The organism is Echinicola marina, from assembly GCF_020463795.1.
Lineage (GTDB): Bacteria > Bacteroidota > Bacteroidia > Cytophagales > Cyclobacteriaceae > Echinicola > Echinicola marina.
In genome coordinates this window covers 1,498,971-1,519,129 of record NZ_CP080025.1, presented here as the reverse complement: position 1 = coordinate 1,519,129, position 20,159 = coordinate 1,498,971, and the positions used below count along the sequence as shown (strand labels likewise).

Genomic DNA, 20,159 nt, shown 5'->3' with positions numbered 1-20,159 from the left:
GAACTGACTAGCTAATTCATATGCGTACACAGGCCCAATCATCGAAAGAGTATTTCAAAAACATGTCTATTCTTTATAACATGTTACTGATCACGCAAATCGCCTTCTTTACCGCCGCCTACTTTTTGGCAGAACTACCTGAACATCCCAATGAAAGTTTTCATCTTTTTCTAAAGTTTCTGATTCCAAGTCTTGTATTAGCTTCCATTTTTGGCAGCGGCATCTATTTCAAGAAGCAATTGATTAAACATAAACAGTGTAAATCATTGAAGGACAAGCTCACTGGATATATTACTGCTTTGGTGTTGAAATACGCAATGCTGGAAGTTCCTGCGATCATGGCTATCGTGGCCTATTTTGTCAGTGCAGACATCTTGTTCCTGGGACTTGCTGGCATTTTGATCATTATCTTCCTCCTTCATAAACCCTCACAATCGAAAACTATCGCTGAGCTATCACTCAGTCCAGAAGAAAGACAAAAAGTCCTGGATCCAGCAGCCTTGGTTTCTGAAGTCAAAGTAAGGTAAGCCAACTCTATATCATCCTATACAATATGAATATTAAAACCCAAATCATTTTTGTCATTGCATCATTCCTTATTGTGAGTTCCTGTAAGGATAAAATGACCAAAAACAATGAAAAACCCAATATCATCTTAATCTATGCAGATGATCTGGGAAAAGGGCTGCTTAGTCATGAAGGCCAGCCATATATCAGCACTCCTCATATTGACCGTTTGGCAGCAGAAGGCATGCGCTTTACCAATGCCAGCGGAAGTATGCTTTGTGCACCAGCAAGGGCGGCCTTGATCAGTGGCTTGCATGATTGTCATGAAGATGGGTTTGAAATTACTAATGCAAAACTTTATGAAAACATCAGTACAGGAAAATACAAGCATGAAGAAATAGAATCCATGATCAATTCAGTCCTCAGTCCCATTCCCGAAGACCAAGTATTTCTCGGCCAAGTGGCTCAAGAGGCGGGTTATACCACTGCACAGTTTGGAAAGCTGGAATGGGGTTTTTCGGCCTCAGATATGCAGATGAAGCGACATGGCTGGGACCACTATTTAGGATATTTGGACCATGTGCGCGCACATGGTTTCTATCCGCCTTTTCTTTTTGAAAATGGTGAGCTAGTAGAAATCCCTGGAAATACCCTTATCAATGGTGGTAAGAGCATTGAAATGGAAACTGAGGAAGCCTACAGAGAACGGTGGGATATGACAGGAAAGAAAGTATATTCCCAAAACCTGTTCATGGAAAAAGTCCTAGGTTTTATCCGGGAAAAGAAAGACCAACCATTTTTCCTTTACTTCCCCACCCAACTGCCCCATGGACCTGTGTCTATCCCAGCAGTTCATCCTGAAATCGCCAAATTGGAAGACTTGACACAAATCGAAAAAGAATATGCCTCTATGGTAAAAATGCTGGATGACAATGTCGGACAGATCCTCAGCGAACTGGAGAAAAATGGAATGGATGAAAACACCATGGTAATTTTCACTTCGGACAATGGCCATGAAATTTATTACAGCATGAAAGACCGGGTATTGAAACCTTACACTAACATGCAAACCAGGGAACGCTTTGACAATCTCGAAAGAAAGTATTACAGTGAACTGGCAGGTGATGTCTTCGATGGCAATAATGGCCGCGCAGGAATGAAAAGAAGCAACTTGCAAGGGGGCATTGAGGTTCCTTTGATCGTACGCTGGCCGGGCAAAATAAAGCCAGGAAGTACTTCTGACTTATTGGTCACCAATTATGACTTTTTACCTACCCTTGCAGAACTGACTGGATTTGCAAATAAAACCGGTTCAGATGGTATCTCATTCCTAAGCACCTTGTTAGGTACTGGAGAGCAAAAAGAGCATGATTATATCGTACATTCTTCATTTGAAGGCCCCACCTTAATCACCAAAGATGGCTGGAAAATAAGGTCATATCTTAGAAAGAATATCTTTGAGCTTTATTACCTACCCGACGATTATAAAGAAGAAAACGACCTTGCATCGCAAAATCCGGAAAAATTGGAGCAGCTCAAAAAAATGATGCTGGAAGCTTGTGATGGAAACTTCAAAAATGGTCTGTATGGGGCGGGAAAAGGCCAGATCAATGTGATGAAAAAAGACGAAATGTCAGTAAAAAACGAATAATATTTACATTAGTACCCCATTACTATCTCAATGTGCCCCTTATCTGATGGGACAAAAAGGACCGGTAGTTTTCAATCAGTAACAAGGTTTCCGCCAAAGAATTTTTAAATTGTAAAAACAATCAAATTTTACGGCCTTATGACTGACCTTGAACTTCAACAACTTAAATACCCCATCGGCACTTTCAAGTGTCCAAAGACCATAGATGATGAAAAAATCAAAAGCTGGATAAACACCATTGCCAGTTTTCCTGAAAGGATTAGAGAGCTTGGCCAAGACCTGACAGATGAACAGAAAGAGTGGCAATACAGGCCTGGTTCTTGGAATATCAGGCAGCTGGTACATCATTGTGCAGATAGCCACCTCAACAGCATAATACGTTTCAAACTGGCCCTGACAGAAGATACACCTAGCATCAAACCCTATTATGAAGACCGCTGGGCGGAATTGGCAGATTATGATGAAAAGGATCTTTCCTCCTCCCTTATGCTCATCTCAAGCTTACACCACCGCTGGACCTTATTACTGAAGAGCTTGGGTGAAAAAGAGCTAAAAAAGACTTATTACCACCCCGAGCATAGAAGAGAAATCCATTTGGAAGAAACCATTGGCATGTATGCCTGGCACAGCGAGCACCATCTGGCACATATAAAACAGGCCTTGAAGTTTCATGGAAGATTCCACGACAACATGAGCTAAAACCCTAATTCCTATAAGCATGGCTGAAAATAGTACATTTGACTGGAGCAGGTTTACCATAAAAACCCCCATAAAGAGTGATGTAAAAAGCATCTATGATGCCTGGACCAGTTCAGCAGGGCTTGAGAGTTGGTTTCTACGTTCGGCAGAATTTAAAGATGCTTCTGGAAAAATCCGGACCAAAAAAGAACCTATCCACCTACTCGACACTTATAAATGGTTATGGCACGGCTATCCGGACACGGTCATGGAAGAAGGAGAAATCATTGAGCTCAATGGCAAGGATCACCTAAAATTCAGTTTTGGAAAGGCTGGCATTGTCAGTGTAACCATTCACAAAGACAAGGATAAGTCGATCATTCAACTGGACCAAGAAAATATTCCACATTACAGTACCACCAAAGAAAATTATCATGTAGGTTGCAAGACTGGCTGGACCTTTTATTTGGTAAACCTTAATTCCATTTTGCAGGGCGGGCTTGATTTAAGGAATAAAGATATGCAATCTTTTATGGATTGACTGTTGACAAAAGATTTGATAGACGCATACATAAGAACGCTTGAAGATGAATTCAGGCTACATGCCAATACTATTGTAGCAAAAGGCCAAAAAGCCTATATGAAAAATAATTTTGATTTTTTTGGTCTCAAAACTCCTTTGAGAAGAAAAATACAGCAACCCTTTCTTATGAAAAGCAACCTTCCTCCCAAGGACAAACTGCCCGAACTGGTGGAAATCCTATGGAATAAACCAGAAAGGGATTTCCAATTATTTGCCCAGGAATTAGCTTATAAATATGTCAAAAAACTTGAACCTCAGGACATAGACCTTTTTGAATACATGGTTAAAAACAAATCTTGGTGGGACACGGTGGATTTTATTGCAGTAAAATTAATAGGGACCTATTTTGAACAATTCCCCCAAAACCGAAAAAAATATGTGGATAAGTGGTTGGCCAGTGATCATTTATGGCTGCAGCGCTCAACCCTACTCTTTCAGCTCAACTATAAGAAAAACTTGGATACAAACTTACTTGTCCACACTATCAAACCATTACTTGGATCAAAGGAATTTTTTATCAACAAAGCTATAGGATGGATTCTCCGGCAGTACAGCAAAACCAATCCCAACTGGGTAATGGACTTTGTAGAAAAGACCTCATTGTCAAAGCTAAGTAAAAAGGAAGCGCTAAGGCTTATCAACAATAAATAAACGGATTCCTTTCACAATCAGCAGGGGTAGGAAAAAACACCGCCACTGAAGATCCATTTTCAGCTGTTCGTCAGGCACAAAAAAATCGGCCGATTTTTATCATAAGGCCGATTTTTTATCATACATCTAGTTCTACAGACAGTTTACATTTATCCACATCAATAACCTATCAACTCAGCACCGATTCCCGGTTCTTGTGGAGTTTTGTATCGCCCATCAATAATTTGTACGGGATGTTGGAAATATTGCTTTAAGTGGGGAATATGCTCCAAAAGCAAAGCAGGATGGTCCATGGTAATATGATTGAATAAAACCAAATGCTGGTGAATCTGTCCCATATCTCCAACATGAGGAACCACTGGTACCTCAAATTTTTTCGAAAGTAAACTGATCAAAATAAATTCTGAAATCCCACCCACACGAACTGCATCAACTTGATTAAAGCTCATACAGCCAGATTGAAGGAAATTCTTGAAAATCACCTTGTTTGGCACATGCTCGCCTAAGGCTAAATCAACAGGTACTTCTTTGGCCAAAGTCACATGGGCCTGAACATCATCAGGATGGGTCGGCTCCTCTACCCAATAGGGATTCAAAGGAAGAAGTTCCTTACAAATACTAATGGCTTGCTGAAGGTTCCACTGCTGGTTAGCATCAAACATGATCGTGGCCTTGTCTCCAGCAATTTCCCTTACCATTTGGGCCCTTCTGATATCTCTAGCAGCATCTTTGGATCCCACCTTTAATTTCATGGCTGTAAAACCCATATCCATGGCCTTTTTGATATTATCAGCTACTTTTTCATCAGAGTAATTAAACCAGCCAATAGAAGTATCATACCCAGGATAGCCTAGATCCAATATCTTTTTGCGCTCCATCTTTCCATTATTCTTGGAATTGAGCAGGGAAATGGCTTCTTGTTTGGAAAGTACCTCTTCACAATAGGAGAAATCCAAGGTATTGACGATTTCTTCAGGACTTAGTTCAATCAATAATTGCCATAATGGTAAGCCCTTTGATTTGGCCCAAAGATCATAACAAGCATTTACCACTGAAGCTACTGCCAAATGCACCACTCCCTTATGTGGTCCCAACCAACGGAAATTGGGATCATCGACCATGGCCTTATAGGTTTTGCCGAAATCAGCCATCAACTCATTAATTTCCCTTCCTTCAAGATGCTTGACCAAATAGGATATTGCCTTACATACCATTTCATTTCCAGCCCCTAAAGTAAAGGCCAAACCCACTCCTTCAAGCCCTGAGTCTGTTCGCAAGCGACATACGGCATAAGCATAAATAGGTGTGGTATGAACTGCATCTGATCCAGCACCATCTTTTAGTTCAAAGCGTGCATCTTCTGCAATTCCCTTTTTAATTACTACTGAGTTCATATTTTCTAAGTATTATCTTTGTATCAATCAAAATTTTGTCCCGCCTTCTTCGCTGGACCTGTAGGCTGTCTCTACCAATTTCATGGTTTGTAATGCATCTGCCGTACTGTGGGGCAAGTCCTCCGTTTCCCCTTGGTAAAACCGCTGAAGACCGGCCATGGTCCCTACAAAAGCATGTGGAAACCAACCACCTTCCAAAGGCAGTTCTTGCCAACCTTTCCCATCTTCCAAAATCGTATATTCCATTATTGGCGGCATGCCCTTGGGATAATCTAAAGAAAGCCCAATCCTGATTTTAATGGCTCCCTTGGTACCTTCAATCTTCAAGTAAGATTCCTGATGCTTTAGCCCAAACTCATGTCCATGATTGGTCATGACCCGTGCCTGTGTATACTCATCGTAATCAAGGATGATACTCGAACGTGTAGAAGCCAAATCTGGCATTTTTGGATGTTTTATGGTGCTGGCATATACTTTATTCGGATCACCCAAAAAGCTCCTGACCAAATCAAGGTAATGGATGCTATGGTATAAAATCTCCATCCTCGGCAGTTCAAATAAAAAGTCCCAAAGCTGCCAAGGAGTGTAAACATTTACCTTGATCTCTATATCATAAATACTTCCCAAAAGCCCCCGGTCAATCAAATCCCTGGCCGCTAAAACATAGGGAGCATACCGAAGTTGGAAGTTCACTGCACTGACAAGTTTTTTTCTTTGACAAATCGCATGAATAGCCTCAGCCTGCTCCAATGTCTCCCCCATGGGTTTTTGGATGAGTACGGCAGCCCCCTTGGGCAATTCCTCCAATATCCTGTTCACTTTACTTGCAGGAACTGCGATGTCAAAAACGGCCCTGGTCGCAAGGCCATCCTCAATCAAATCACTAAGGCTCATATAAACCTGTCCCACTCCGGGGAACTGTTGCTGTAGTGATCTTGCTTTTTTGATATCAGGGTCAAAAATGCCCTGAACCCTAAAACCAGCCATTTTATAAGCAGGCAAATGGGCATCTTTCACAATTCCTCCTGCACCAATAATCACAATCGGCAATGGCTCATTTGGTAAACTAACGCGCTGATTAATCTGCATAATTAATAAAAGATATAGTAAAGCGTTAACATGACGAGTACCAGCAAAACACTGAGATAGTTGACCAAACGAGATGGTTTGTGCATCTTTAAGTAAAACTCCTCTGGAATATCTTGTTTAGAAGTATCCAAAACCGATACCGTGACATAAATCAAGGTCGAAATACCAAAATATAGATAGGTTTGTCTCAACCAGTTAAGCCCTAAACCTTCTTCACTTGAAATAAAATTGGCTGTTCCAGCTATAGGAACGTACTTTTCAATGATAAAGAATATGGCCGCTAAGGAGCTACCAAGTAGCAAAGTCCAAAAGGAAGCATTGGCAGTACCCTTTCTAGAAATGACTCCCCATAAAAACACCGCTACAATGGAGGGTGCAAAAATGCTGAACATCTGGTTGATCAACTCAAAAATGGCCCCAAGATCTCCCAAGAATGGAGACCAAATTACTGCCATCACCAATACCACCACCCCAGTAATACGTCCTATTCGTACTTTACCCTGATCGGACAGATCTGGTTTCAGCTTATAGAAAACATCAAAAACTACCAGGGTAGCACAGCTATTCAAGGCTGCAGCCACACTACTCATCACTGCCGCCAATAAGGCTGCCACCATCAATCCCTTCATACCAATGGGCAAAAGGTTCATAATCATTACAGGCAATACCTGCTTGGTATCATCTCCAATTTCTTCTCGGAAAAGGGCATAGGCCAATATTCCTGGCACCACCATGATAAAAACCGGAAGGATTTTTAGGAATCCGGCAAATAGTGCCCCAAGCTTGGCCTCCTTTTCAGATTTAGCTCCCAATACCCGCTGCACTATCGTCTGATCTGTACACCAATACCAAATCCCCAAAACCAAATGCCCAAAAAGCATATCCATAAAGGTGAAGCCCTTCTTGGCACTGTCAAAGCTTACGGCCTTTAGTCGGTCTGGATCTACCGCATCCTTTAAAGCATCATAGGAGGCAATACCCATTTCAGGCAACTTATAAATGGCCAAAAGGGTAATCGCCAAAGAACCAAAAATCAATATTACCGTCTGTACAGTTTCTGTGATAACCACCGAAGTAAGTCCTCCGATAATCGTATAAATACCAGTGGCTAGGGCGATGATCAAAATGGAAACCATGATGTTCAAGCCAAAAATATGCTCAAAAACCACCGCACCAGCATAAAAGCTCACGCCAATATGCATAAACAAGGCTGCCAAAATACTAAAGATGGCCAGAATCATCCTGGACCTACTGTCATATCGTTTTTCTAAGAATTCTGGCAAGGTGGCGATCTTGGTCCTAAGGAAAAAAGGAACAAACAAAAAGGCCAATATAATCAACTCAAAAGCCGAAAACCATTCAAAATTCCCCCATACGATTCCATCCCTAAATCCTGACTCTGCCAGTCCGACCAAATGAACCGTGGAGATATTGGAAGCAAATAAAGAAGCTCCAATAACCGACCAGGTAAGGGACTTTCCAGCCAAAAAATAACCAGAACTACTGTTCTTACTTTTTCTACTAAACCAAAGACCTACCACCACAATCAAAATGAGGTAGGCTATGATGATCATTAAGTCAATTGGAGATATGGTATTCAATGCTAAAATGGATTTAAAGTTTTAAAATGAAAACAATGCACCAAAGGTAGGACAAGTATTTTCACCCGAAAAATAACTAATCTAGTCCAAAAGACCTAAAAAAATAGCGTAAACAAAACACTTCTTTAATCCCAAAGCTTTATTTTCAATCCAAATGACAGTTCCTATCCCTAAATCTTACTGTTCCATACGTACAGGTTGCGTCCAAGCTACCTCAGTATCCCCAGGTTTATATGGATTTTCCTTTAACTTATTAGAAACAATTTTTGCCCTAACATACATATCTTCCTTTTGCATGGTATATTCAGCCTGAGAGCCTTCGACTTCCTTAAACAATTCACCGTACATTTCTGGACTGGATGTTCTGGTACCAAAAAATTGAACGGTATAGTCTACACCTTCCTCTTCCTCAATTTTCAGACTTAAGGTCCTTCCGTCGAAGTCCAATTTTTCTAAACTTACCCCCGTCGATGCATAGAAATCTCCTGCCTCCATTGCCTCCACCAGTGCAGCTGGCGCAAGTTCAGCAGATCTTACAACCACCCAACCGCGCCCAGGATTACTGCTCTTCTCATTAAAAACATGATAATGATGTGCATCATCCACAGCTAAGCCATATAATAATGGCTTGCCAGCCTGCAGATAAGCCACTTGCACCTTATCCCAAAGCACCTCCATACTTGGTCGCAAAGAATCACCATAATTATTCACATAAGGATGGCCATTATATACCTCAAAAAATCTTTCACCATTGAGCTGCATGATATCCTCAGGTGTAATTGCCCAGCCAAAATTAGGATGGTTGATATGCAAAAACATGGGCTCGCCTGTTGCCTCTCGCTGCTCCTTCACCTCATCCAAATTGTTCTGCAAAATTTCAGGTACCGAACTGCCTCCCTGCGGTGCAATGAATTCTTGAATATTGGTAACATTCATGTGCAAGGGCTTTTTCTCGAAACCTGCCGTAATCTCTTCTGATTCAATAATCAGAAATTTGCCATCTTCTTCAAAAAGCCCTCTATACTCTTCCAATTTTTTCAGCCTCACTTCCACCCTCCCTGCTGAGTCTTCTCGATATTCAACCCATTCCTCACCAAATTTTGCCAAATACTTATCTAATGCCTTTTTGTGCGTAGGTGATTTTGGAATCAGTTTCCACTTTTCCTGCCTGGCCAACACATTATGATCTGACAATACAGCAAAATCATATCCATGGGATTTATACCAATCCATGATCATCTCCGGGTAATCATCTCCATCACTCCAATAAGAATGGGTATGCAAGTTCCCTTTATACCAGTTTTTCTCTTCAACTGTTTCCTCGCTGCTGTCACAAGCCGCAATAACAATTAGCAGTAATAAAAGCTGAATCAATCTCATTGCATCATTTTTTTGTTCTGACAAAACCTAAGTCAATATAGCATTTAAAGAAGCAAAATGGGCAATGATCAAAATTATATTACACTTATCAAATAAAACTAATCACATAGTTTTATTTGAACTAATTTTTTAATACATTGAAACCAATCAAAGCAAAATACAATAATCATGAAACTACATTTATTATATTCGCTTATGGTACTTGCCTGTACCCTATTGGCCTGCGATACTGGAGAGGAATTATCCACAATATCTAATGAATCCAATACGCTCATTATCCACCATTCAAAGGGACAATTATATCTCAATGGCGAGACAATCCCTAAGGGCCAACTGTCCGCATCAATAACAGAGCATCTCAAAGGCAAAAAAAAGCATAAGATCATCAGCATCAAAGCTGGAAAAAATGTAAAAATGGGCACAATCGCTGATATACAATATATCTTAAGGGAAAATGATTTCAGAAAACTAAAATATGAATCACTTTAGACAAAGTTAATGCCTACCCCCTAAGACAACAAAAGCCCGGTAAACAGAAGTTCATCGGGCTTTATAGCTATCAATAGACTGCTTTTGTTACTCACAATCTACATTTTGCAAGCTACCATCCCAACAGTGAAACAATTCATCTCCAAAATGGGCTAAACTCTTTACTCTTCCATTTTTCTCCTCACTCCTCCAATCCACATAAATCGTGTTTTCTTCAGCTGCATTGACGATAGTAACCATTCTATCAAAATACTCATCAGTATTTACAGCATACCTGATGGAACTCCCCATGTGTTCCCCTTCTTTTTCTACAGTAAATTTGGTAAAGCCACTCTCTGCTTCCCTATCAATTTCCCATCTATTGGAAAGCCATACACTGGCGCTTTCGGGCCCCTCATAAAGGTTCCAACTACCTTCTTCTCCATTTTTATTGGACTCACCAGTAAACCACACAAAGTTGCTTACCCCCTCACCGGAAATATACCCCATCCAAAAAACATCCTCTTCAAGCACTTCAGCTGTTAGTCTAATACTATATGAACCCTTTCCGCTTATCTCAAAAGCCTTTTCCCAAACCCATAAGCCTTCTGATTCATTATACATAGCATCTGTACCTATAGTGGCCTTAAATGCAGTCACTGGGATGACAAGGTGTTGATACAGTATGGCTGAATACACCCCGACATTAATCGCAGCATAGGCCCAATTACCTACTTGTATTTCACGATTACCTTCCGACCCTTGGTCATCAAACATGCTCATATCTGGCGCCATACTCAATTCCGGTGGCAAGACAGGTGCTTCTCCAGCAGGCGTCTCAGGTCCTTCATTATTGGTACATGAGACCAAGACCACAAGTACTGACAAAAATACTCCGAGTATCTTTTTCATAATATTATAGTTTTGATGGTGACGGTAAACAGAAACAATTAAATGCCATTTGGACATTATAGTAAATATATATTAGGTATCCCTCAACATCAACAATAAGGCCAACATTGTACACCACCATAAAAGTGGATTAAATCAATTAAAATGCTAAACACATCATCAGAGGCTTATTGTTAACTAAAAAGGACTATTTTAAAATTAAATCATTGAAAAGCCCTTGGGTCATATTAAGATTTTGGGATTATGACTACTAGTACAAAAAGCCTCGACTCGACAAAGAAATCACAAACAATAATTATAGCGCACAAACTTTCTAAATTGATATATTAACCACAGATGAAAAGGATGAACACAGATGTATAATAAATAAGCATATCCGTCTTCATCTTTAGTCCATCTGTGGTTAATAAATAGCGCATATCAAAACTAAAATAGACTGTTTTCCTCCAACTTTTCCGCTTGATCCCAAACGATTTTCCAGATCAGAAGTCAACCCTACATAAATATAATTCCTGATTTCACTCGATATGGCATAAACAATATACATTTCCCTAAAATACAAAAAGCCCCGTATTGCTACGAGGCTTCTGTACCTGCCTCGCCGGCCATAGCCGTCAGTTTAAGGCTGTAACACGTTACTGGTGAGCGCGTTACAAATAAGGCGTAGATCCCCCTTGGGATCATTCTTCCTTTTGTTCATATTTGTGTCTGTTTGTTTGGTTGAAAAAGGCGGCTTAACGTGGTGGTTTACCGCCTTTTTCTTTATTAAATATATTAAATTTTTTAATGATTAAGAGATAATTACCGAAGATATTTACGGAAAAAAGAAAGAATTTTAGCAGAAAAAATCAATTTTGTATTTGATCCCGGCAACATTAATTCCCTGGCCAGAAAGAGTGGCTTTCTGGTAAGGAAATCCAAGCTTGACGGTTTTCAATTTCTTTTCAGTTTGGTCTTTGCTTATCATAGGGGCGACCATTTCAGTCTTTTGGACATGGTATCCTATCTTTTCAAGGATTTTGGGATTAAAATCACTAAACAGTCACTTCATGACCGCTTCAGCAGCAAAGCGGTGGGATTCCTGAAAAGCTGCCTGGATAATCTTTTGTCCCAAAGGATCCAATATCCGGGAAACATAAATATTCTTAAGAGCCATTTCAACAGGATCAGGATAAAGGATTCCACAAAATTTGCCCTTCCCGATTCGTTTTCCAAAAAATACAAAGGATATCGAGGGGCCCTTCACAACTCCTCCTCCATGATAAGCATCCAATACGAATATGATTTTCTCAGCGGACAGAGCATGGACCTCAGGCTTACAAACGGGGTCAGGAATGACCAGTCGGATTCCAGGGAATCCACCCATAATATCCAGGAGAGAGACCTTTTCCTGAGAGACCTCGGCTATTGCACACTGAACTTCCTTTCCATGGTAAATTCAGCAAAGGCCTATTTTGTCTGCAGACTGGCCCCGAAAACCAATATCTACCCCTGTACAACATCCAAAGACCCTATTGATGTCAAGGACTACCTGAAAAAACTGAAGAAGCACCAGTTGCACCACATGGAAGTAGAGGTCTTCCTGGGCAAAAAGGAGAGAATACCGGCCCGGGCAGTAATCTCTTTGGCCGATACTGCCACTTATGAAAAAAGGCTTCGCAAAACATCCAAACAGGCCCGGTCAACCGGAAACAGGGTTTCAACTGCTTTCAAAATAAGGGCACAGCTAAACATAATGGTTACCAATGTGCCCCGGAGGTTTCTGGGTGCGGAAAATATAAGAACGGTATATTCCCTCAGATGGCAGATAGAGCTGTTGTTCAAAGTATGGAAGTCACAGGCAACAATCAACGAGTTCACAACAGGTAAGATAGAAAGGTTTGAGTGCCAGCTATATGGAAAACTCATCTGGATCATTCTTAATATGAATATATTCAATTGGTTGCAGCAAAGGATCTATAAACACAAAAAAGTCCTGTGTAGCGTATGGAAATATTTTAAGCATATTAAAAACCTATCAGACCAATTGATGGAAGCTATAAAGGTGCCCCGCAAAATCATTAATTTTATGGAAAAGCTGGCTGAAATAGCACCAAAGATATTGTTGCTGGAGAGAAAGAAAGGAAAACTATCTTTAAATCAAGCGGTTAATTCCTTAGCCTGACGGCTATGGGCGGTAGACAGGCCCGCACAACCTTAAAGATAATTCTCTCTCAAAAACCGTTTTCCCGATGTGCCTTTCAAATATTTCTCATGATCCCTTGCTTCCAAACGCGTTTCAAAATGCTTCTTATATATCAGTCTAAAAGGACGGTAAGGCTTTGTGGTTCTTTCATAACCTGAATTGTGACGGTGAAAACGATTTTCCAGATCAGAAGTCAACCCTACATAAATATAATTCCTGACTTCACTCGATATGGCATAAACAATGTACATTGCACTAAAATACAAAAAGCCCCGTATTGCTACGAGGCTTCTGTACCAGGAGCGGGAATCGAACCCGCACGGCCTAATGGCCACAAGATTTTAAGTCTTGCGTGTCTACCAGTTCCACCATCCCGGCTTCTTCTAGTTTGAATAGAAGTTTTCTTTCTCTTGTTATGGAACCAATAACTAATTCCAGAAACAAGAAAGCCCTTCTTACAAGGGCCCTTGAGAGCGAAAGACGAGATTCGAACTCGCGACCCCGACCTTGGCAAGGTCGTGCTCTACCAGCTGAGCTACTTTCGCTTGTTTAGAAACATTGACTTTGACCGTGTTATCTCCGTCATTGTGAGTGCAAATGTACGCAGACTTTTCTAAACCGCAAGTGCTCTGATAAAAATTTTTCTTGTTTTTTACTCAACAACACGTATTCTACTGATTTTCAACAAGATTTTTTATTCTAATTTTTTCTTGATTTCATTGAGCTTCAAAAGCGCCTCAACAGGAGAAATGGTATTGATATCAATAGCATCCAAAAGCTCCTGTGCCTCCTTGAACTTTGGATCAATCTCAAACAAACTCAACTGGAAATTGTTCTTTGGAACATCTTTCATTTTCTCCTGTTGCTTGTGCATATCCTTGTCCTGCTCCAGATGTCCCATAATCTCAGCCGCCCTTAACACCACTGGATTAGGCATACCGGCCATCTGCGCTACATGAATACCAAAACTATGTTCACTACCCCCTTCTTTCAGCTTACGCATAAAGATCACCTTATCTCCAACCTCTTTCACTGAAACATTAAAGTTCTTCACTTTAGGAAAATCCTCTGCCAATTGGTTCAATTCATGATAGTGAGTGGCAAACAAGGTCTTAGCCTTGAACTTAGGGTGGTTATGCAAAAACTCCACAATAGACCAAGCAATGGAAATACCATCATAGGTAGAGGTACCACGGCCGATTTCATCCATTAACACCAAGCTCCTGTCAGATAGATTATTCAAAATACTGGCCGTCTCAGTCATCTCCACCATAAAGGTTGATTCCCCTTTTGAAAGGTTATCAGAAGCCCCCACCCTAGTAAAGACCTTGTCAATGATCCCGATCCGGGCATAGGAGGCCGGCACAAAACTTCCCATCTGCGCCATCAATACGATCAAGGCTGTCTGCCTCAATAAGGCCGATTTACCCGCCATATTGGGGCCTGTAATAATGATGACCTGCTGTGAACTATTATCCAAATAAATATCATTGGGCACATAATCCTCACCAATAGGAAGCTGCTTTTCGATCACGGGATGACGACCGTCCTTGATCTCCAAGGTATCGGTATCTGCCACCTTTGGCCTACAATAGTGATTATTGATCGCCACTTGGGCAAAGGACACCAAGCAATCCACCGTGGCCAATATCCGGGCATTCTCCTGTATTTGCGTAACATACTCCCCGGCACTCTGCACCAAAAGGTTGAAATACTTATGCTCGAGAACGATTAGCTTATCTTCTGCATGAAGAATTTTATCTTCATATTCTTTTAGTTCCTCGGTAATATAACGCTCGGCATTCACCAAGGTCTGCTTTCTGATCCATTCGGCAGGCACTTTATCCTTGTGGGCATTGGAAACCTCCAAATAATAACCAAAGACCTTATTATAGGCAATTTTCAAACTACTGATACCAGTCCGCTGCACCTCCCTTTGCTGAATCTGCACCAGGTAATCTTTTCCAGAGGTAGCCAATTTACGGTATTCATCCAATTCAGCATCCACCCCATCACAAATGATATTTCCCTGATGAGCCAACATGGGAGCATCTTCTTTAAGCTCCTTTTCTATTTTTTCCAGCAAAAATTCACAGGCATTGATCTGATCTCCTAGCTTTTTCAGAGATGGATTCTTCTGGCTCTTCAGCAAGTCTTTGATTGGCAAGCTACTTTTCAAGGCCTTTTTAAGCTGGTTCATTTCTCTTGGATTGATCCTGCCAACCGCTACTTTGGAAATCAACCTTTCCAAATCCCCAATATGTTTTAAATGCGAAAGGATTTCCTCACTCAATTCAGGTTCAGAATGGAAATACTCCACTACTTTCAACCTTTCTTCTATCGGCGCCTTTTCCTTCAATGGCAACACCATCCACTTTTTCATCATCCTAGAGCCCATTGGTGTCACCGTTTGATCCAAAATATGGATAAGTGGTACTCCACCCTCCTGCTGTGGATAAACCAATTCTAGGTTTCGGATAGTAAACTTATCCAGCCAAACGAACTTTTCTTCCGCTATCCTGGAAATAGCAGCGATATGTTTGACTTCTTTGTGCTCAGTCTCTTCCAAATAATAAAGCACTGCTCCTGCCGCGATAATCCCATGCTCTTGATTTTCTATCCCAAAGCCTTTGAGATTAGCGGTTTCAAAATGATTGGTGAGCTTTTCATAGGTGTAATCATATTGGAAAACCCAATCTTCACAGTGGAAAGTAGTATATTCATCCTTAAGCAAATCAGCCGCCTTAGCTTTATCAGCTTTAGAATAAATGACCTCTGAAGGATTAAAACTCTGCAAAAGTTTTTCTATATAGGAATTATTTCCTTCAGCACACATAAATTCTCCCGTGGACAAGTCCAAAAAGGCCACTCCTAAACTTTGCTTACCAAAATAGATGGAAGCCAAATAATTATTACGGCGTTTATCCAGTACATTATCATTAAAGGAAAGCCCAGGGGTTACCAATTCAGTCACACCTCTTTTTACAATTCCCTTGACCTCTTTTGGATCTTCCAATTGGTCACAAATGGCCACCCTATTCCCTGCCCGCACCAATTTGGGCAAATAGCTGTCCAAGGAATGATGTGGAAATCCGGCCAATTCTATATGACTTGCCGAACCATTGGCCCGCTTGGTCAAAACAATATCCAGCACCTTACTGGCCTTGATGGCATCTTCCCCAAATGTCTCATAGAAATCCCCCACTCGGAATAGCAATAAAGCCCCCGGGTGTTTGGCTTTGATACTGTTATATTGCTTCATCAAGGGAGTTTCCTTCGCTGCTTTTGCCTTTGCTTTGGCCATCTTCTACCGGATTTAAATCTTAAATGTTACTTTTGGAAATTATTCAAGGGTTGAAATTAATCGATTCAAAAAGGTAAACAAAAACCGAATGAAAAAATTAAGCATGGACGAGCTCAACAGACTGTCTGTTGAAGAATATAAAACCGCAAACAAAATACCTTTGGTCATTGTCCTGAACAATATCCGTAGCCTGAACAATGTAGGCTCCGCCTTCAGAACTTCTGATGCTTTCCGTATTGAGAAAATATACCTTTGCGGAATCACAGGCACCCCACCACATAGAGACATTCAAAAAACTGCCTTAGGTGCAACCGAGTCTGTAGAATGGGAGCATACAAGCAGCACCATGGAGGCCATTGACTCACTCAAAGCAAAAGGTTATCAAATCTGTTCTTTGGAGCAAGTAGACAAAAGCACCATGCTTCAGGATTTCCAACCTTCACAAGATGGAAAATATGCACTGGTCTTTGGCAATGAAGTCTTCGGGGTGGAAGAAGAGGTCATACAAGCCAGCGACCATGTGCTGGAAATACCCCAATTCGGCACCAAACATTCCTTAAATATCTCAGTAAGCATGGGCATCACCATCTGGGATTTTATTTCAAAGATGGGAGCATTGGAGAGTAAATAATCAATCTGCTTCGTTTTACAGGACTTTTTTATCAACCACAGATAAATATGATAAACACAGATATCAGATTTTCCCCTGTAAAATAAAAACTGTTCGCTGGTCGGGATTTGAAATCCCGACCCATCAATTCTCAGGAATTTACCATTCCATTTTTGTTTATCTAATTGCATGCTTCGGCCCGTTCTCCGATGGCTGTACCTTCGGAGATAATAAAGTGGAGTCTTTGACTCCTCCATGGGCCGCCCATCAATTGCATTTTTCTCCAAAAACCTTAGTTTTACAGGGAATTTTGAACCAAAAACTTACATCTTATGAAAAAGCTATTTTTTACAGCTTTACCTTTTTTGATTGCTTCTTGTTCTGAAAAAACCTCTGAGGAAACTTCAAGTTTGTCTGACAATGCCGGAAAGAAATTCACACTGGAAGTAGTAGACACCCTTTTTATCGATTCAGGAGAAGACATAATTTTAATTGAAAATCAAAAGGCTAGGACAGACTTTAGTGATGATCTAAAGTATTATTTCAACTATAATTACAAGCAAAACCTCATCGATGTCATTAATTTAAAAGAGCACAAACTGGAAAGGCAAATCCCTTTCGAAACAGAAGGTCCTAATGGCACCACTAGTTATGTATCCAGCATTGATCATTTTGACCAGGATAAATTTATGATCAATAATTTTAATCATGGATTACAAATTTTTGATAGCACAGGTCAAAAATTGGAGAGCTTTCGATTGAACAATGATGATCTTAGAGGGGATAGTTTAAATACAAACGAAAGTATCAACACCTCTGGCATTATAGACCCCATTACATCTAAATATTATTCGATTTATGGGAATGGTTTTGGGGCACCTCTTGGCATCGCTATAATCGATATAAAATCAAAAACTTTAACCAAAAAACCCATAAAAGGACTTGATGCCATTAAAGTCTATAAGGTAGATTTTATTAGGGATGGTGGTAGAACTTCGAGAAGTGCATCTGTTTACTTTCAAAGGGAAATGGATAAAATTATTATTTCCAACAGTTCCATTAACGAACTTTTCGTATACCACATGAAAAATGACACCACAAGCCATTATTCATTTGATAGTAAACTAACCACGAATAGACAACAAAAACCCAGTAAGAACCTGGTACATTCCCAAGAAGAATTCAAGAGTACATATGTATCAACAGGCAAGGTAGTTAGCTTCAGTCCTTTCATTGTAAACCCTGAGCAAGAAAGGTATTACAGAATTTCTTACGGAAAAGATACACCCCAGCAGCAAGAGTTCACCTATGTGCTAACGGTTTTCGATAAAAATTTCAACCAAATATCCGAAAGCATAATTCCAAGACGATTCTATTCATCTATCAATATCGTAAAAGACAATAAAATATTCTTTCAGCACAATATAGAAGATGAACTCGCCTTTGTGGTGATGGAGGTGAAGGAAATTTAAATCAACCATATCAAAAAAAGGAGGGTTTCGGCCCTCCTTTTGTATTTATTCAAATCATTATGATCGGATGTCTATTGGACATCCCACCAAACTTTTGTAGTCCACGTGTCGCCACCCATTCTGGCAATCGCATCAGCTAAGCTAGAAGGGTTAGTTGTACTTTCTGAAGCTGGATAAAGCTGTCTTCTAGGAATTTGGCCTGGAGAGAAACTACCTGTATAGGTCACTGGAGTCAATTCAGGATAACCTGATCTTTTCCAGTTATTCCAAGATTCCACAAAGTTAACCATCACACCTGTAGTAGCCCAGATCTGCTCATTGACCATTTTCAATCCATTCTCAGTAGTGCTCATATCTAATGGATTGGCATCAGCAAAGCTCACTGCATCTGACGCACTTACTGCTCCACCACCAAATTTTCCAATACTGGTCATGGCAGCGATCACACCTGCTCTATAATGTTCAGCAGCAGTCATCGGTGTACTATAACCTCTCAAAGCCGCATCAGCCAATAATAGCTCCACCTCTGCATAGGTCAACACAAATATAGGAGCGTCTCTATCCCTGTAAATCGCAGTTGGTCTGGAATAGGCGCCTATTGGTGCTACATCATCCCCAGAACCAGTAGCGCCTGGATAATTAGGCTCGTTCACAATGTCCGTATCCCCACCTTTAAGGTCATAACCATTTGGCAAACCTATTTGTACAGCCGGATCATTATCACCAACCACATTACCGTTTCTATTGGCTGCCAATCCAGCTGGTGGCACTTCGGCAATCACGGGAAGCCTTGGATCATCCACGGCCTTCATAAAATTAATCAGATTATCAGACCAACGCACCTCATACACATCATCCACCGTATTCAGGGCATTAGCGCTGGAATTGGCATAGCCATTGGTTTGGTCCGACACCAAAACAGCTTCATCCGCAGTGGAAGCAAATACCCCACCAGCAACGGCCTTTTGTACATAAGTCTGGGCAGTGGTAGCATCCACATTAACCAATCTCATGGCCATCTTAAGCATCAATGAATAACCGAATTTTTTCCATTTTGCAATATCCCCGTCATAGATCACATCATTGGTAATGGCATCAGAACCAGTACCCAAAGCACTCAGCGCTCCATCAAGATCCTCCAACATGTTCATATAGAGTGCATCCTGAGCATCATAAGTGGGCTGTGTAATGCCATTTTCAGCTTGCAAAGCTTCAGTATAAGGTATATCACCATAAATATCTGAAACAAAGGACAGGGTCAAAATCTTCATGATTTGCCCCACAGCATCTAAATTGGTCATTCCCTTTTGCTGAGCCAAAGATTGCATCTGGTAAATCCTGGAAGCAGCAGAATAGCCATCGCCCCAAACGCTTTGAATATAACTGTTGGTATTTACAGAGGCCACATATTTGTCACCATTGGAATAGTAATTGGCCCCACCGGTAGTGGTAGAAGCTAAAACCTGTACCCACATACTTTGGAAAAGTATGGAACCTGTATAACCTGTCACCATATTTCCGTAGTTATAGGACACGGTTGGCAAAATCAGGTTGGGATCAAACAAATTACCGTCCGCTCGGTTGGGGTCGGTATTGATATCTTCAAAATTATCATCACAGGCAGAGACTGCCAGCAATAATCCTGTTAAGAATAAGGATATATATCTTTTCATG

18 protein-coding genes and 2 tRNA genes are annotated in these 20,159 nt (G+C 40.8%); 9 read left to right on the top strand and 11 right to left on the bottom strand.

All coding sequences use genetic code 11. From position 1 onward, the window contains the following. Positions 1 to 62: 62 nt before the first annotated feature. The 5 genes from KZP23_RS06435 to KZP23_RS06415 all read left to right on the top strand — a co-directional run bounded on the left by KZP23_RS06435 (position 63) and on the right by KZP23_RS06415 (position 4,070). A complete protein-coding gene (locus KZP23_RS06435) occupies positions 63 to 527 on the top strand; it encodes a hypothetical protein (protein ID WP_226335274.1) in 465 nt (154 codons plus the stop codon). 26 nt (positions 528 to 553) lie between these two features. Further along, positions 554 to 2,158: an arylsulfatase gene (locus KZP23_RS06430; RefSeq protein WP_226335273.1), complete on the top strand. Its 1,605-nt coding sequence runs from the start codon at positions 554 to 556 to the stop codon at positions 2,156 to 2,158. A 138-nt stretch (positions 2,159 to 2,296) separates the two neighbouring features. After that, complete coding sequence (locus KZP23_RS06425; RefSeq protein ID WP_226335272.1) at positions 2,297 to 2,857, top strand: YfiT family bacillithiol transferase; 561 nt, start codon at positions 2,297 to 2,299, stop codon at positions 2,855 to 2,857. A gap of 19 nt (positions 2,858 to 2,876) precedes the next feature. Further along, positions 2,877 to 3,377, top strand: a complete 501-nt coding sequence (locus KZP23_RS06420) for an SRPBCC family protein (RefSeq protein ID WP_226335271.1) — start codon at positions 2,877 to 2,879, stop codon at positions 3,375 to 3,377. A gap of 15 nt (positions 3,378 to 3,392) precedes the next feature. Then, positions 3,393 to 4,070: a DNA alkylation repair protein gene (locus tag KZP23_RS06415; protein WP_226335270.1), complete on the top strand. Its 678-nt coding sequence runs from the start codon at positions 3,393 to 3,395 to the stop codon at positions 4,068 to 4,070. Positions 4,071 to 4,228: 158 nt separating this feature from the next. On the opposite strand, the gene KZP23_RS06410 is transcribed toward KZP23_RS06415, so the two are convergent. The 4 genes from KZP23_RS06410 to KZP23_RS06395 all read right to left on the bottom strand — a co-directional run bounded on the left by KZP23_RS06410 (position 4,229) and on the right by KZP23_RS06395 (position 9,534). Next, positions 4,229 to 5,464 (bottom strand): enolase C-terminal domain-like protein, encoded by a 1,236-nt coding sequence (locus KZP23_RS06410; RefSeq protein ID WP_226335269.1) that lies wholly within the window; start codon positions 5,462 to 5,464, stop codon positions 4,229 to 4,231. 27 nt (positions 5,465 to 5,491) lie between these two features. Further along, on the bottom strand, positions 5,492 to 6,553 hold the full coding sequence (locus tag KZP23_RS06405) for a Gfo/Idh/MocA family protein (protein WP_226335268.1): 1,062 nt from the start codon (positions 6,551 to 6,553) through the stop codon (positions 5,492 to 5,494). A 2-nt stretch (positions 6,554 to 6,555) separates the two neighbouring features. Next, complete coding sequence (locus KZP23_RS06400; protein WP_226335267.1) at positions 6,556 to 8,154, bottom strand: sodium:solute symporter family transporter; 1,599 nt, start codon at positions 8,152 to 8,154, stop codon at positions 6,556 to 6,558. A 177-nt stretch (positions 8,155 to 8,331) separates the two neighbouring features. Next, complete coding sequence (locus KZP23_RS06395; RefSeq protein ID WP_226335266.1) at positions 8,332 to 9,534, bottom strand: CehA/McbA family metallohydrolase domain-containing protein; 1,203 nt, start codon at positions 9,532 to 9,534, stop codon at positions 8,332 to 8,334. 168 nt (positions 9,535 to 9,702) lie between these two features. Between KZP23_RS06395 and KZP23_RS06390 the strand changes: the two genes are divergently transcribed. Next, positions 9,703 to 10,023 carry a biopolymer transporter ExbD gene (locus KZP23_RS06390; protein ID WP_226335265.1) on the top strand — a complete coding sequence of 107 codons (321 nt, stop codon included), beginning with the start codon at positions 9,703 to 9,705 and terminating at the stop codon, positions 10,021 to 10,023. Between the two features lie 87 nt (positions 10,024 to 10,110). Here KZP23_RS06390 and KZP23_RS06385 read toward each other — a convergent pair whose 3' ends face one another. Both KZP23_RS06385 and KZP23_RS06380 read right to left on the bottom strand, forming a co-directional pair. After that, a complete protein-coding gene (locus tag KZP23_RS06385; protein ID WP_226335264.1) occupies positions 10,111 to 10,914 on the bottom strand; it encodes a hypothetical protein in 804 nt (267 codons plus the stop codon). 403 nt (positions 10,915 to 11,317) lie between these two features. After that, positions 11,318 to 11,461, bottom strand: a complete 144-nt coding sequence (locus tag KZP23_RS06380; protein WP_226335263.1) for a GIY-YIG nuclease family protein — start codon at positions 11,459 to 11,461, stop codon at positions 11,318 to 11,320. 285 nt (positions 11,462 to 11,746) lie between these two features. Here KZP23_RS06380 and KZP23_RS06375 point away from each other — a divergent pair, with 285 nt between their 5' ends. After that, a complete protein-coding gene (locus KZP23_RS06375) occupies positions 11,747 to 13,078 on the top strand; it encodes an IS4 family transposase (protein WP_317198066.1) in 1,332 nt (443 codons plus the stop codon). Between the two features lie 32 nt (positions 13,079 to 13,110). On the opposite strand, the gene KZP23_RS06370 is transcribed toward KZP23_RS06375, so the two are convergent. The 4 genes from KZP23_RS06370 to mutS all read right to left on the bottom strand — a co-directional run bounded on the left by KZP23_RS06370 (position 13,111) and on the right by mutS (position 16,403). Beyond that, entirely contained in the window at positions 13,111 to 13,350 is a 240-nt protein-coding gene (locus tag KZP23_RS06370) for a GIY-YIG nuclease family protein (protein ID WP_226335262.1), read from the bottom strand. Between the two features lie 43 nt (positions 13,351 to 13,393). Continuing rightward, a tRNA-Leu gene (locus tag KZP23_RS06365) sits at positions 13,394 to 13,477 on the bottom strand. A gap of 94 nt (positions 13,478 to 13,571) precedes the next feature. Next, a tRNA-Gly gene (locus KZP23_RS06360) sits at positions 13,572 to 13,644 on the bottom strand. 149 nt (positions 13,645 to 13,793) lie between these two features. Continuing rightward, on the bottom strand, positions 13,794 to 16,403 hold the full coding sequence (mutS, locus tag KZP23_RS06355) for a DNA mismatch repair protein MutS (RefSeq protein ID WP_226335261.1): 2,610 nt from the start codon (positions 16,401 to 16,403) through the stop codon (positions 13,794 to 13,796). An 88-nt stretch (positions 16,404 to 16,491) separates the two neighbouring features. Between mutS and KZP23_RS06350 the strand changes: the two genes are divergently transcribed. Both KZP23_RS06350 and KZP23_RS06345 read left to right on the top strand, forming a co-directional pair. Further along, positions 16,492 to 17,034, top strand: a complete 543-nt coding sequence (locus tag KZP23_RS06350; protein WP_226335260.1) for an RNA methyltransferase — start codon at positions 16,492 to 16,494, stop codon at positions 17,032 to 17,034. Positions 17,035 to 17,345: 311 nt separating this feature from the next. Next, positions 17,346 to 18,485 (top strand): DUF4221 family protein, encoded by a 1,140-nt coding sequence (locus KZP23_RS06345; RefSeq protein WP_226335259.1) that lies wholly within the window; start codon positions 17,346 to 17,348, stop codon positions 18,483 to 18,485. Positions 18,486 to 18,556: 71 nt separating this feature from the next. On the opposite strand, the gene KZP23_RS06340 is transcribed toward KZP23_RS06345, so the two are convergent. Further along, positions 18,557 to 20,158, bottom strand: a complete 1,602-nt coding sequence (locus KZP23_RS06340; RefSeq protein WP_226335258.1) for a SusD/RagB family nutrient-binding outer membrane lipoprotein — start codon at positions 20,156 to 20,158, stop codon at positions 18,557 to 18,559. Position 20,159 lies beyond the last annotated feature (1 nt).

Bases quoted from the DNA above. Each gene is read 5' to 3' on its own strand.
- KZP23_RS06345 (WP_226335259.1), top strand. From the start codon at position 17,346: ATGAAAAAGCTATTTTTTACAGCTTTACCTTTTTTGATTGCTTCTTGT.
- KZP23_RS06390 (WP_226335265.1), top strand. From the start codon at position 9,703: ATGAAACTACATTTATTATATTCGCTTATGGTACTTGCCTGTACCCTA.
- KZP23_RS06380 (WP_226335263.1), bottom strand. From the start codon at position 11,461: ATGTATATTGTTTATGCCATATCGAGTGAAATCAGGAATTATATTTAT.
- KZP23_RS06395 (WP_226335266.1), bottom strand. From the start codon at position 9,534: ATGAGATTGATTCAGCTTTTATTACTGCTAATTGTTATTGCGGCTTGT.
- KZP23_RS06410 (WP_226335269.1), bottom strand. From the start codon at position 5,464: ATGAACTCAGTAGTAATTAAAAAGGGAATTGCAGAAGATGCACGCTTT.
- KZP23_RS06385 (WP_226335264.1), bottom strand. From the start codon at position 10,914: ATGAAAAAGATACTCGGAGTATTTTTGTCAGTACTTGTGGTCTTGGTC.
- KZP23_RS06425 (WP_226335272.1), top strand. From the start codon at position 2,297: ATGACTGACCTTGAACTTCAACAACTTAAATACCCCATCGGCACTTTC.
- KZP23_RS06435 (WP_226335274.1), top strand. From the start codon at position 63: ATGTCTATTCTTTATAACATGTTACTGATCACGCAAATCGCCTTCTTT.
- mutS (WP_226335261.1), bottom strand. From the start codon at position 16,403: ATGGCCAAAGCAAAGGCAAAAGCAGCGAAGGAAACTCCCTTGATGAAG.
- KZP23_RS06430 (WP_226335273.1), top strand. From the start codon at position 554: ATGAATATTAAAACCCAAATCATTTTTGTCATTGCATCATTCCTTATT.
- KZP23_RS06405 (WP_226335268.1), bottom strand. From the start codon at position 6,553: ATGCAGATTAATCAGCGCGTTAGTTTACCAAATGAGCCATTGCCGATT.
- KZP23_RS06420 (WP_226335271.1), top strand. From the start codon at position 2,877: ATGGCTGAAAATAGTACATTTGACTGGAGCAGGTTTACCATAAAAACC.
- KZP23_RS06340 (WP_226335258.1), bottom strand. From the start codon at position 20,158: ATGAAAAGATATATATCCTTATTCTTAACAGGATTATTGCTGGCAGTC.
- KZP23_RS06370 (WP_226335262.1), bottom strand. From the start codon at position 13,350: ATGTACATTGTTTATGCCATATCGAGTGAAGTCAGGAATTATATTTAT.
- KZP23_RS06350 (WP_226335260.1), top strand. From the start codon at position 16,492: ATGAAAAAATTAAGCATGGACGAGCTCAACAGACTGTCTGTTGAAGAA.